The 12,906-nt window shown below is 74.7% G+C and carries 10 protein-coding genes; 6 read left to right on the forward strand and 4 right to left on the reverse strand.

Annotated features, from left to right (window positions below; all coding sequences use genetic code 11):
* The first annotated feature begins 45 nt into the window (after nucleotides 1-45).
* On the forward strand, nucleotides 46-864 hold the full coding sequence (locus AB0B63_RS15020) for an IclR family transcriptional regulator C-terminal domain-containing protein (RefSeq protein WP_357018592.1): 819 nt from the start codon (nucleotides 46-48) through the stop codon (nucleotides 862-864).
* On the opposite strand, the gene AB0B63_RS15025 is transcribed toward AB0B63_RS15020, so the two are convergent.
* A complete protein-coding gene (locus AB0B63_RS15025) occupies nucleotides 795-1,493 on the reverse strand; it encodes a TetR/AcrR family transcriptional regulator (RefSeq protein WP_208565992.1) in 699 nt (232 codons plus the stop codon). The genes AB0B63_RS15020 and AB0B63_RS15025 overlap by 70 nt on opposite strands.
* Nucleotides 1,494-1,683: 190 nt before the next feature.
* On the opposite strand from AB0B63_RS15025, the gene AB0B63_RS15030 reads away from it, so the two are divergent.
* Together AB0B63_RS15030 and AB0B63_RS15035 are read left to right on the forward strand one after the other, a co-directional pair.
* The gene (locus tag AB0B63_RS15030) at nucleotides 1,684-2,850 is read left to right on the forward strand and encodes an acyl-CoA dehydrogenase family protein (RefSeq protein ID WP_357018595.1); all 1,167 of its coding nucleotides are present in this window, start codon (nucleotides 1,684-1,686) and stop codon (nucleotides 2,848-2,850) included.
* Nucleotides 2,840-3,979 carry a CaiB/BaiF CoA-transferase family protein gene (locus AB0B63_RS15035; protein ID WP_357018599.1) on the forward strand — a complete coding sequence of 380 codons (1,140 nt, stop codon included), beginning with the start codon at nucleotides 2,840-2,842 and terminating at the stop codon, nucleotides 3,977-3,979. Before AB0B63_RS15030 ends, AB0B63_RS15035 begins: the two co-directional genes overlap by 11 nt.
* Nucleotides 3,980-4,040: 61 nt before the next feature.
* Here the strand turns inward: AB0B63_RS15035 and AB0B63_RS15040 are convergent, their stop codons facing one another.
* On the reverse strand, nucleotides 4,041-4,688 hold the full coding sequence (locus AB0B63_RS15040) for a DUF2238 domain-containing protein (protein WP_208565995.1): 648 nt from the start codon (nucleotides 4,686-4,688) through the stop codon (nucleotides 4,041-4,043).
* 258 nt (nucleotides 4,689-4,946) lie between these two features.
* Between AB0B63_RS15040 and AB0B63_RS15045 the strand changes: the two genes are divergently transcribed.
* The 3 genes from AB0B63_RS15045 to AB0B63_RS15055 all read left to right on the forward strand — a co-directional run bounded on the left by AB0B63_RS15045 (nucleotide 4,947) and on the right by AB0B63_RS15055 (nucleotide 8,530).
* Entirely contained in the window at nucleotides 4,947-6,557 is a 1,611-nt protein-coding gene (locus tag AB0B63_RS15045; protein ID WP_357018603.1) for an RICIN domain-containing protein, read from the forward strand.
* Nucleotides 6,558-6,728: 171 nt separating this feature from the next.
* The gene (locus AB0B63_RS15050) at nucleotides 6,729-7,706 is read left to right on the forward strand and encodes an ATP-binding cassette domain-containing protein (RefSeq protein WP_357018606.1); all 978 of its coding nucleotides are present in this window, start codon (nucleotides 6,729-6,731) and stop codon (nucleotides 7,704-7,706) included.
* Nucleotides 7,703-8,530, forward strand: coding sequence for an ABC transporter permease (locus tag AB0B63_RS15055; protein ID WP_208565998.1), 828 nt, complete (start codon nucleotides 7,703-7,705; stop codon nucleotides 8,528-8,530). Before AB0B63_RS15050 ends, AB0B63_RS15055 begins: the two co-directional genes overlap by 4 nt.
* Here AB0B63_RS15055 and AB0B63_RS15060 read toward each other — a convergent pair.
* Nucleotides 8,490-11,708, reverse strand: a complete 3,219-nt coding sequence (locus AB0B63_RS15060; protein ID WP_357018609.1) for a BTAD domain-containing putative transcriptional regulator — start codon at nucleotides 11,706-11,708, stop codon at nucleotides 8,490-8,492. The two genes, AB0B63_RS15055 and AB0B63_RS15060, sit on opposite strands and share 41 nt — an antisense overlap.
* Nucleotides 11,709-11,756: 48 nt before the next feature.
* Nucleotides 11,757-12,881: a hypothetical protein gene (locus AB0B63_RS15065; RefSeq protein ID WP_357018612.1), complete on the reverse strand. Its 1,125-nt coding sequence runs from the start codon at nucleotides 12,879-12,881 to the stop codon at nucleotides 11,757-11,759.
* Nucleotides 12,882-12,906 lie beyond the last annotated feature (25 nt).

Genomic DNA, 12,906 nt, shown 5'->3' on the forward strand with positions numbered 1-12,906 from the left:
CGGGTGACCACCCGCCGGGCGCGGGGCAGCCAGCGAAGGGACTCCATGGGGCGCGAGGCCGGAACCGACTTCATCGAGGCGCTGGCGCGCGGCCTCGACGTGCTGCGCTGCTTCCGTCCGGGCCAGCCGACGATGACCCTCAGCGAGATCGCGGCGGTGACCGGGCTGGCCCGCCCCACCGTGCGGCGCATCCTGCTCACCCTGGAGGAGTTGGGCTACGTCCGCACCGCCGACCGGGGCTTCGCGCTCACCCCCCGGGTGCTGGAGCTGGGCGTGGCCTACGTCAACTCGTTGAGCATCTGGGACGTGGCCCGCCCGCACATGCGACAGCTGGTGACCGAGACCGACGAGTCGACGTCGCTGGCCCAGCTCGACGGCAGCGACATCGTCTACGTGTCCCGGGTCGCGGTGCCCAAGATCGTCACGCTCGCGGTGACCATCGGCACCCGGTTCCCGGCCGTGGCCACCTCGATGGGCAAGGTGCTGCTGGCCGCCCTCACCCCGGCGGAACTCACCGCCGTACTGTCCGTGCCCGGCCGTTCCGGGATCACCGCCCGCTGGCGGCCGGACCGCGCCGAGCTGGACCGGGAGCTGCGTGAGGTGCGGGCACGCGGCTGGGCCCTGGCCGACCAGGACCTGGCCGCCGGCATCCGGTCGATCGCCACCGGGGTACGCGACGGCGACGGCCGGGTGGTGGCCGCGCTCAACGTCACGGTGCACGCCGCCGAGACCTCACTGGAACGGCTCACCGACGAGCACCTGCCCCGCCTGCTGCGCACCGCCGCCGGGATCAGTCAGGACTGGGCCCGGCTCGACACCGTGCCGATGGCGGTGCAACGGCCCGATCCGGCTCCGCCCGCCTGAGCGGCCCCGGCCGGGCCGACGACCGCCGGATAGACCTGCTCCACGATGGTCAGCAGGGTGGCGGTCAGCAGCAGGTGCACCTGGTCACGGTCCAACGCGCCCCGCTGGAGCCACTCCCGGGCGGTCGCGGTGGCCAGCCCGCCGTACGCCCGGATCATGGCGCGCAGCTCGGCCCGGCGGACGGTCACGTCGGCCAGCCCCACCGCCACCAGGACGCTGTCCGCCGCGACCTCCTCGGCCTCGGTGAGCACCCGGGCGACGTCGGCGTCGTGGCCCATCCCCCCGGCGGTCACCGCGGCCAGCCAGGAATCGCGGTGCCGGGACACCACGTCGAGGAACCAGGTGACGCTGGCGTCGACCCGGGTGCGCAGGTCACCGGCGGGCAGCCGCTCGACGGCCACCCCGGGCACGGTCACCATCACCCGGACGACCTCCAGGTAGAGCTGCTTCTTGGTGCCGAAGTAGTGGTTGATCAGGCCCCGGGCCACCCCGGCCTCGCGGGCGACGTCGGTGGTGGACACGTCGGCGTAGGGGCGCGCGCCGAACAGCCGCACCGCGCAGGCGAGGATCTGCCCGCGCCGGGCGTCGGGCTCCAGCCGCCGTCGCCGTGATTCCGTGTCAACGCTCACCCGCCGCACCCTATCGGCAGGTCGGCGCGACACACCCGGGCCGACGACGGGTCCCGTCAGCCGGGCGGCGGCGGCTGCGCCGGTGTCCCCGCCCCGGTGCGGCACCGGTCCGCTCGGGCAGACCGGGCGGGCCACCGGACGATGATCAGGAATTGTTGACACGCCGCCAACAGGGCGTGAGGGTGTATCCATGCCGACGCCTGGACTCCACGACTACTCCCCACCGTGGCGCGCGCCCGAGCACGACGACCTCGCCGACCTGGCCCGTGACTTCTTCACCCGGGAGGTGCTGCCGCACACCGAACGGCTGCTGGCGCAGGGCCACCCGGACCGCGACCACTACCGGCGTGCCGGCGAGCTGGGCCTGCTCGGCCTGTCCGTGCCCGAGGAGTACGGCGGCGGAGGCGGCGGTTTCACCCACGAGGCGGTCCTGCTGCACGAGCAGGCGCACGTCGGGGAGAGCACCCTCGGCCTCGGCGTGCACAGCGGCATCGTCACCGGTTACCTGGTCGCCTACGGCAGTGCCGAACAGAAACGCCGCTGGCTGCCCGGCCTGTGCCGCGGCGAACTGGTCGGGGCGATCGCGATGACCGAACCCGACGGCGGCTCCGACCTGCAGGCGATGCGGACCCGGGCCGTCCGCGACGGCGACGACTACCTGGTCACCGGGGCCAAGACGTTCATCAGCAACGGCGGCCTCGCGGACCTGCTCATCCTGGCCGTCAAGACCGACCCGACGCAGCGGGCCGCCGGCATCTCCCTGCTGGTCTGCGAGGTCGCCGACGACCGGGCCGGGTTCCGGCGGGGCCGGCTGCTGTCCAAGATCGGGCTGCACGGCAACGACACCGCCGAACTGTTCTTCGACGACCTGCGGGTGCCGACTACGCACCTGCTCGGCGGGGCCGAAGGGCTCGGCTTCGGCCAGATGATGCGGCAGCTGCCCCAGGAACGCCTGGTCATCGGCATCGGGGCGGTCGCGGCGATGCAGCGGGCGGTGGAGCTGACCACCGCGTACGTCAAGGAACGCACCGCCTTCGGCAAACCGCTGATCGGCCACCAGAACACCCGGATGGTGCTGGCCGAGTGCGCCACCCGCACCCGGGTCAGCCGGGTCTTCCTCGACGACTGCATCGCCCGGCACGACCGGGGCGAGCTGGACGTGGCCACCGCGGCGATGGCGAAGGCCTGGCTCACCGAGGGGCAGTGCGAGGTCGTCGACCGCTGCCTGCAACTGTTCGGCGGCTACGGCTACACCACCGAGTACCCGATCGCCCGGATGTACGCCGACGCCCGGGTACAGAAGATCTACGGCGGCACCAACGAGATCATGAAGGAGCTGATCGCCCGTGCCCTCTGACCGCCGGCCCGACGCCACCGGGCCGCTGGCCGGGGTGCGGGTGGTGGAGCTGGCGAGCCTGGCCCCGGCCCCCTTCGGCTGCATGGTGCTGGCCGACCTCGGCGCGGACGTGGTGCGCGTCGACCGGCCCGGCGGCCCCGGCCCGGGACGACTGGCCGCCCCGACGACCGGGCCGCTGCAGCGGGGCCGCCGGGTCACCACCCTGGACCTGAAGACCCCCGCCGGGGTGGCCGACCTGCTGCGCCTGGTCGAACGGGCCGACGTGCTGGTCGAGGCGTACCGGCCGGGGGTGGCCGAGCGGCTCGGTTTCGGGCCCCGGAACTGCCGGGACCGCAACCCCCGCCTGGTGTACGCCCGGTTGACCGGCTGGGGTCAGGACGGTCCGCTGGCCGCCCGCGCCGGGCACGACATCGACTACATCGCGGTGTCCGGCGCGCTGGAACCGCTGGGCCGTCCCGGTGAACGCCCGCACGCCCCGCTGAACCTGCTGGGTGACTTCGCCGGGGGTGGGATGCTGCTCGCCACCGGCGTGCTGGCCGCGCTGCTGGAACGGGAACGCTCCGGCCTCGGGCAGGTGGTCGACGCCGCGATGGTCGACGGGTCGGCGCTGCTCACCGCGTTCCTGCACGGGATGCTCGGCGACGGTCGGTGGTCCGCGCCCCGCGGTGCCAACCTGCTCGACGGCGGCGCCCCGTTCTACGACACCTACCGCACCGCCGACGACCGGTTCGTGGCGGTGGGCGCGTTGGAGCCGGCGTTCTACGCCGCCCTGCTGACCGGGCTTGGCCTGGCCGACGACCCGACGCTGCCCGCCCAGCACGACCCGGACGGCTGGCCGGAGCTGCGCCGCCGGTTCACCGCCCGGTTCGCCGAACGCACCCGCGACGAGTGGACGGCGGTCTTCGCCGACCTCGACGCCTGTGTCGCGCCGGTGCTCGCCCCCACCGAGGCGCACCGCCATCCGCACAACGCCGCCCGGGGCACCTTCGTCGCGGTGGGCGGCGAGGTGCAGCCGGCACCGGCACCCCGGTTCGCCCGGACGCCCGCCGCTGCGCCGCGCCCGGCACCGGACCCGGCGGACCCGCTGGACGTCGCCACCGTCCTCGACGACTGGGCCGACCGAACGTGACCTGCCCGGCCGGTCAGCCCACCGCGACGGCGGGAGCCGGGCGGGCAGGCGTCGCGGCCGGTCAGCCCACCGCGACGGCGGGAGCCGGGCGGGCAGGCGTCGCGGCCGGCAGCTGACGGTCGTGCCACCGGCTGAGCAGGGTCAGCGAGGTGACCGCCCCGACCAGCGCGAGGAACATGTCCCACTGGGTGTCCCAGACGTCGCCCTGGGTGCCGAGGAAGTCGTCGGCGGCGGAGCCACCGGCCACCGAGGACCACCACTCGATCATCTCGAAGAAGGCGCTGAAGGCCAGGCAGGCGCAGACCACCAGCGGGGCGAGCCAGCGGCTGCCCCGCAACGGGGACCGGCGGACGAGGATCTCGCGGACCAGGATCGCCGGGACGAAGCCCTGCACGAAGTGCCCGAGCCGGTCGTACGGGTTGCGGGAGAGGTCGAGCGCGTCGCGTACCCAGTCGCCCAACGGGACCCGTGCGTAGGTCCAGTGCCCGCCCACGATGAGGATCAGCGCGTGCGCCGCCAGCAGGCAGCACAGCAGGGTGGTCAACGGGAACCGCCGCCACACCAGTAGCACCACCGGCACCCCGACGATCACCCAGACCGTCTCCAGCAGCCAGGTGAGCCGGTCGTAAGGGTGCAGGCCGGACAGCAGCAGCGCCACGACGACGAGGCCCAGCAGCACGGGCGGGACGAGCGTACGGGCCCGGGTCACGGCGACCACCTGTCCGGAGACGAGCAGGCGGCCCGGTCGCCGCCCGGCCGCTGACGATAACAGCGCCCCGCACCGCACCGGCACCGGCGGGCCGGTCGGCACGACGGCCGCACGGGTGCCCCGGTCGGCGGACGGGACGGTGGCCCGGCCTGCCCGGATCGGCACTGATCGGCGAGCAATTGCCCGAATCCACCCCTGTCGATACGGTACAGCCGGAGGCCGCCCGTCCCGGCACCACACCCCCGCAGAAGGAGCCCCATGCCACCCGTCACCCCCACCCGGAGAGCCCGCGCCCGGCGACCCGGCCTGCTGGCCGTCACCGTCCTCGCCCTGGTCGCCACCGCCACCACCGTCGCCCCACCGGCCGCCTCGGCGGCCACCGTCGACCCCGGCGTGGACTACGTGCTCGTCAACCGCAACAGTGGCAAGGCGATGGACCTGTACGACTGGTCCACCGCCGACGGCGCACCGGTCAAGCAGTACACCCGCAACGACCTCGCCGTGCAGCGGTGGCGCTTCGTCGACGTCGGCAGCGGCTACCACCAGATCCGCTCGGCGCACAGCGGCAAGGTCCTCGAACTGCCCAACGCCCTCGACGGCACCGCCCTGGTGCAGAACCCGGCCGCCAGCGGCAACACCCGGCAGCACTTCCGGCTCGTCGACTCCACGGGCGGTTACGTCCGACTGCTCAACCGGCACTCCGGCAAGGCCCTCGACGTGTGGGAACGGTCCACCGCCGACGGGGCGACCATCTCCCAGTACCAGGACCTCGACGGGGCCAACCAGCAGTGGCAGCTCGTCCGGCCGGGCGGCACGGCCGACTGCGGCAGCGGCGCGTTCCAGGCCGAGGCGGTGCTGGCCGGCGGCACCTGGACCGTCCGCAACGGTGGCACGACCGTGCACACCGGCACCGACCTGCGGGCCGCCGTGCAGGCCGCGGTGAACAGCCTCACCGCCGGGCGGACCAGCAAGCAGCGGGTGGTGGTGCGCGGCTCGGGCACGATGAGCGCCAACTCCCGCATCTCGCTGCCCAGCTACACCACCCTCGACGTGTGCGGGACGATCAACGTCACCGGCACCGGCTCGGGGGACCAGGCCCCCGTCTACTCCCGGGGCACCACCCAGGTCGAGGTGCAGCACCTCACCCTCACCGGCACCCCGCTCTACGGGGTCTTCCTGCGCAACGTCACCAACGTCGTGCTGGGGCAGCTCGACATGCGGCTCTCCGCCGGCCTCGGGGTCCGCATCGACAACCGGGGCGACACCAGCCAGTGGACCCGCAACGTGCGCATCGACACCGTGTACGTCTCGGGCGCCAGCTCGCACGCCGTCGAGACGTACGGGGTGGACGGGCTGACCGTGGGCACCGTCACCGCCCGCAACGTCGGCGAGTCCGGCCTGCTGCTCAACCAGACGATCAACGCCACCGTATCCACCGTGGACGCCGAGAACGCCGGCACCGGCACCGGCTACGCCGCTTTCCGGATGGCCAACCGCAACGGCCGCATCGGCGACAGCTACCCGACCAACATCCGGGTCGGCACCGTCCGGGCCCGGGGCGGCGGCCGGGGCGTCTTCTGCGTCTCCGAGTCCGGCGGGGCGACGATCGACCGGGTCGACATCGCCAACACCGGCAACAACGCCGTGCTGATCGAGAACTGCTACGGGGTGAGCCTGGCCACCAACGGCGGCACGATCAGCGGCGGCGGCGAGGTGCGGCTGGCCGAACGCGCCGAGTTCCCCGGCAACCGGGACCTCACCCTGCGCAACTTCACCCTGGTCAACAACCGGATCGTGGAGAACCCCTGCGCCGACAACCTGACCATCAGCAACGTCACCCTGACCAACTCGACCATCGTCCGCTGCTGACCCGACCCGCCGACGATCGCGCGGCCCCACCGCCGGCGGTGGGGCCACCGCACCATCCCCGGGCCACGGCACCATCCCCCCGGGCCACCGCACATCCCCCTGCCGGCGGATGTCAGCCGGTGTCGGCGGCGTGTCGGCGCGGTGTCAGCCGACCGGCGCACGCTGCACGGCATGACAGCTGAACTGATGATCGAGGCCGAGGGCCTGGTCAAGTCCTTCGGCCGCACCCGGGCGTTGCAGGGGGTGGATCTCGCCGTGCCCCGGGGCACCGTGCTCGGGGTGCTCGGCCCGAACGGCGCCGGCAAGACCACCGCCGTGCGCATCCTGTCCACGCTGCTGGTCCCCGACGCCGGCACCGCCCGGATCAACGGCCTCGACGTGGTACGCCAGGCCGAGCGGGTCCGGCAGTCCATCGGCCTCACCGGCCAGTACGCCTCGGTCGACGAGGACCTGACCGGGCGGCAGAACCTGGAACTGTTCGGGACGCTGCTGGAACTCGGCCGGGCCGGCGCGCGACGGCGGGCGGCCGAACTGCTCGACTGGTTCGACCTGACCGCCGCCGCGAACCGGCCGGCCAAGACCTACTCCGGTGGGATGCGCCGCCGGCTGGACCTGGCCGCCAGCCTGGTCGGCTCACCGGACGTGATCTTCCTGGACGAGCCGACCACCGGCCTCGACCCGGCCAAGCGCGAGGACATGTGGGACGTGGTCCGGTCGCTGGTGACCAACGGGGCGACCGTGCTGCTCACCACGCAGTACCTGGAGGAGGCCGACGCGCTGGCCGACGCCATCACGGTGATCGACCACGGCCGGGTCATCGCCCACGACACCCCGGACGGGCTCAAGCGGATCGTCGGCGGACAGACCCTGGAGGTACGCCCGACCGACCCGGCACAGCTGGCCCCGACGGCGGCGATCCTGTCCCGGGTGGGCTCCGGCGCACCCGCCGACGAGATCCGCCGGGGTGTGCTCGCGGTGCCGGTCGCCGACGACTCCGCGTTGACCGAGAGCGTCGCCCGGCTGGCCGCCGCCGGCATCGCGGTCACCGAACTCTCGCTGCACCTGCCGAGCCTCGACGAGGTCTTCTTCACCCTCACCGGCCGCACCGCGGCCGACGACGACACCACCCGTACGGAGGTCGCCGCATGAGCACCCTGACCGGTACCCCGCCCCGCACCGGGCCGACGCTGTCCACGGTCGTGGCGCAGCCCCGGCCGTTGCGCCTGCTGCGGCACTCGCTGGCGTTGGCCAAACGCAGCCTGATCAAGACCTGGCGGACCCCGGAGGCGTTGATCGACGTCACCCTGCAACCGGTGCTGTTCCTGGTCATCTTCGTGTACGTCTTCGGTGGCGCGGTCGCCGGCTCCACCCACGACTACCTCCAGTACCTGCTGCCGGGCATCCTGGCGCAGACCATCGCCACCGGGTGCATCGCGATCGGTGTCAACCTCAACACCGACATCGCCAAGGGCATCTTCGACCGGTTCCGTTCGCTGCCCGTCCCCCGGTCCGCACCGCTGGTGGGCGCGGTGTTCGGCGACGTGGTGCGGTACGTGATCGTGACCGTGTCGACCCTGGCGATCGGCTACCTGCTCGGCTTCCGGGTCGAGTCCGGCCCGGTGCAGGCCCTCGCCGGGTGCCTGCTCGCGGTGCTGTTCGCGCTCTGCCTGAGCTGGCTGCCGGTCTACGTCGGGATGAAGGTCCGCACGCCGGGCGCGGTGCAGGGGGTGATGTTCGCGCTGATCATGCCGTTGAGCTTCGCGTCCAACGTGTTCGTCGCCGCCGGCACCCTGCCGGGCTGGATGCAGGCGGTGGTGACGGTGAACCCGCTGACCCACCTGGTGACGGCGATGCGCGGACTGTTCCTCGGCACCCCGGTCGGCAACCACGTGTGGTGGACGCTGCTGTGGTGCGCCGGCTTCGTGGCGGTGTTCATGCCACTGGCGCTGCGGGCGTACCGTCGGCGGGTGTGATCCGGCCGAGCAGGTCGTCCATCAGCTCGCCGATGCGGGCGGCGGCCGCGGCGGCCGGCCGCGCCCGCCACCCGGCCAGCAACGGCTCCCGCCGCGCCTCGTCACCGAGGGCGGCGGTGAGCCGTTCCCCGATGCCCGACGGGAAGAACGCCGCCGAGTTGCTGCCCAGCCGGGTACCGAGCGCGAACAACTCCCGGGCGGTCCCGACGTCGTCGCGCCAGGCGGCGAGTTCGGCGCCACCCAACGCCCAGGTCCCGATCACCGGCAGATCCCGCGACGACAGCGCCTCCGCACCGGCGGCGGCCAGCAGGTCGGTGGCGCGGGCGTCGACGTCGCGCCGGGCGGCCGGCCAGACCTCGGCGATCCGCAGGCGCAGCACCGCCACCGCGACCCGCAGCACGACCCGGGGCTGCGGCGGCGGGCCGGTCCAGCCGGCCAGCGCGCGGACCACCGCGTCGGCGTGGTCGAGCGCCTCGGCATGCCGCCCGCGCTGCCAGGCGAGGCGGGCCAACCCCAGGCCCGCCTGCGCGGTCTCCACCTCCTCGCCCTGGCCGGGGGTCGCCGTCTCGACCAACCGCCGCTCGGCCGCCGGGTCACCGCGCAGCGCGAGCTGCACGTCCAGCACCACCCGGGCGGCGCGGACGTCCTGGGTGGCGCCGATCAGCTCCATGTGGTGCACGCCGCGCGCCAGCCACTCGGTGGACCTGCCGTCGGTGGGGGTCAGGCCGTGCCCGACGACCTGCGCCGCCATCGCCATCCCCCAGTGGTCGCCGGCCGTCTCGAACCGACGGTACGCCTGCTCGGCGTCGGCCACCGAGGCCGCCGGCAGACCCCCGCTGTCCCCGATCGCCGCGCGGGCGAACAGGCCGAAGCCCTGCACGTACGGGTCGGGATGCTCGATCAGGGTGAAGGTGCCCGGCAGCGCCAACTCCGGGTCGAGATGGTCGAACGCCGGCAGCACCGAGGCGAGCACCGCGTGCCGGGAGGAGACCTCCCGGGGCCGCTCGGTCAACAGCCGGCGCAGGGCCCGGCGGGCGAGCACGGCGAGCCGGAGCGGGCCGGTGATGCCGGCGTTGACCACCACCAGCAGGCACATCCAGGCCAGCCGGTCGGCGTCGGGCAACGGCCGACCGCCGCCCCGGCCGGAGACGATCGCCGAGCCGTGTCGCCGCCCGGGGGCGTCCAGGTGCAGCAGGCCCCGGGACCAGCCGGAGACCTCCAGGTGCAGGCCCCGTACCGCCCACAGGTGGAACAGCGGGGTGGCGATGTCCACCACGGCCGGTTCGTCGTCGTGCCCGAGCGCCCACCGCAGGCCGGCGACGAGGTTGTCCTGCTCGGCGGCGCACCTGGCGAACGCGTCGAGCTGGTCGGGGCCGATGAACCGGTCGAGCAGCCCGGTCGCCTGCCGTCGGGCCCAGCCGACCAGGCCGGCCATGGCGGTGGCGCGGTCACCGGCGGCGTCGAGCCGGGCCTCGCCGTACTCGCGGACGGTCTCCAGCATCCGGTAGCGGGGTGGGCCGTCGCCCTCGACGAGGGTCAGCAGGGACTGTTCGACCAGCCGCGCCAACCCACGCCGGACGTCGGGGACACCGGCGACGGCGGCGGCGAGGTCGGCGGTGAACGGGGCGGGGACCACCGCGACCCGCTGGAGCAGGTCCCGGTCGGCGGGGGCGAGGAGTTCCCGGCTCCAGTCGACCATCGCCCACAGGCTCGCGTGCCGCTCCGGCAGGCCACGCAGCGCGGCGTCGAGCAGGGCGAACCGGTCGGTCAGCCCGGCGAGCACGTCGTCGATCGGCATGTGCCGCAGCCGCGCCGCGGCCAGTTCGAGGGCCAGCGGCAGGTTGTCCAGCCGGTGACACAGCGCCAACGTGCGGTCGGTGTCCCCGGTGGGCACCGCACCACCGGCACGGGCCCGGGACTCGACCAGGGCCACCGCGTCGGCGTCGGGCAGCACGGCCAACCGGTGCACCCGTTCACCGGCCAGCCCCAGCGGCGCCCGGCTGGTCGCCAGCACGGTCACCTCCGGTGGGCACACCGCGACCAGGTCCGCGACGACGGCCGCCACCGGATCCAGGAGGTGTTCACAGTTGTCCAGCACCACCAGGCCGTCGAGGTCCGGCGCGAGGGCACGCAGCCGCTCCTGCGGGGTGAGCACCCGCCGGTCGAGACCCAGGGGGCCGCCGGCCGTCGTGGTGTCCGCCCCGCCGAGAGCAGCCAGGACGGTGGGCAGCACCTCCTCGGGGGCCCGCAGGCCGGCGAGTTCGATCACCCGGGCCGGTCGTCCGGCCGCCACCGCCCGGCGTACCACCTCGGCGGCGAGCCGGGTCTTACCCGCGCCACCGGTGGCCACGACGGTCACCAGCGCCGCCTCGGTCAGCGCCACCTCCACCGCCTCGACGTCGTGCTCCCGGCCGACGAGCGCCGTCGCCGGCCGCCGCCACGCGGCCGGCAGGGCGGTGCGGGTCGACGTGACCGGCGACGCCGGGCCGGTCGGGGCGGTCAGTTCACCCCGCAGCAACGCCAGGTGGACCTGGCTGATCACCGGCGACGGGTCGGTGCCGTAGCGGTCGGCCAGTTCGGTGCGCAACCGCGCGACCACCTCCAGGGCCTCGGCGTCGCGCCCCTGGGCGGCGAGCATCCGGACCAGCAGGGCGGCCGACGGCTCGTCCGGCGGGGTCCGCGCGACGAGCCGCCGCAGGTCACTGTCGTCATACGGGCCGGGGCCGGTCAACGCCGCCTCGGCGCGCAACGCGACGACGTCGACGAACAGCCGGCTGGTCTCCTCGGTGTCCCAGGCCGGGACCTCGGGGAACAGCACCCGGGCCGCGTCGGCGGCGTCCCGGGCGGCCGGCCCGGCACCGTCACGCAGGGCGGCCCGGCCCCGCTCCAGCAGCGACCGGGCCCGGACCGCGTCGACGGTGACCTGTTCGGCGGGCAACCGGTAGCCACCCGGCACCGCGAGCACCGGCAGCCCGAGCCGGCGTACCCGGGAGACCAGGGCCTGCACCGCGCCGGTCGCGTCGTCCGGGGGCGTGCCGTCCCACACCGCGTCCACCAGCAACGGGGTGGAGACCGCCCGGCCCCGCGCGTCGACCAGCGTGCGGATCACGGCGGCGAGCCGTTCGCCCCGGACCGGTCGGCCGTCGACGGCGAGCGGGCCGAGGATGCTGATCTGCACGGGTCCAGCATCCCTCACCGGGACACCCGGCCGTCGCCGTCCCCCGCTTCAGTGGCGGGTCCGCCGCGCCCGGACCACCCCGACCAGCGCCGCCAGCAGCAGGCCGGCGACGATCACCCCGACCCCCAGCAGCAGCGACCGGGTCCCGTCGACGCCGGACCGGGCAACGGCGGTGGCGGTCGCGCCCGGGGACGCCGCTGTCGGGGCACCACTGGACGCCGCTGTCGGGGCTCCGTCGGACGCCGTCGGGGCGGGCGGGGACGACACGGCCGGCGTGGGGGCCGCCGGGCGGGCGTAACGCAGCACCGTCGGCCGGGTACCGGGTGGCTGACCGGCGGTCTCGGAGACGGTGAGCAGCCAGCGGCCGTCGCGGCTGTAGCTGACCGACTCGCCCTGCGGCTCGTCGGGCAGCGCCACGGTCCGGGGCGTGCCGCCGGTCAGCGCGGCCACCACGTCGCCGTCGGTCACCTCGTACTCGAAGGCGTCGGCGTAGGTGCGCAGCACGACCCGGCGACCGTCCGGGGCGACGGCCCCGCCGGTGACCAGCCGACGGCCGAAGAACGAGTACGGGTTCGGGGTCGTGGTGAGCGGCAACCGGACCTGCCCGGCCAGCGTCAACGGCACCGTCGCGCCGGCCCGCAGCGGCCCGGCCGGCAGGTAGACGCCGGCGCTGCCGCCCTGCTTGGTCACCAGCACCGGCCGGCCGGCCCCGTCGAGCAGCAGCGCCTCCGCGTCGTGCGCCCCGTCGGGGTACGCCAGGCGGTGCAGCACCGGCCGGCGGGCCCCGGGCGCGAGCTTCCACAGCGCCACCGTCGACCGGGTCCGGTCGTTGTCGCCGGTGTCGGCGACCCAGACCGTGCCGTCCGCGCCGACCGCCAGGTCCTCGGTGTCGCGGGGCCGCGACGGGTAGGCCACCGTGCGCACCACCGCACACCGGGTGTCGAGGAAGAAGATGCGCCGCCGGGACGCCTCGTCGGCGCCGTCGTTGACCATCACGAACCCGGAGTCGGTGGCGACCATGCCGGAGATCTCGGTCAGCCGCCCGTCGCGGACCCGGCACACCGTGGCCGGTGCCGCCGCACGTGCCGGGTCGGGGACGGCCACCGTCGCCGTGCCGACGACGAGCAGCGTGGTGAGCAGCGACGACAAGCGGGTTGCCGGCCGCCGCGTCATCGCCCCTCCCCCGCCCTGGCCGGCG

The sequence above is a fragment of the Micromonospora sp. NPDC049081 genome, assembly GCF_040648835.1.
Classification (GTDB): domain Bacteria; phylum Actinomycetota; class Actinomycetes; order Mycobacteriales; family Micromonosporaceae; genus Micromonospora; species Micromonospora antibiotica.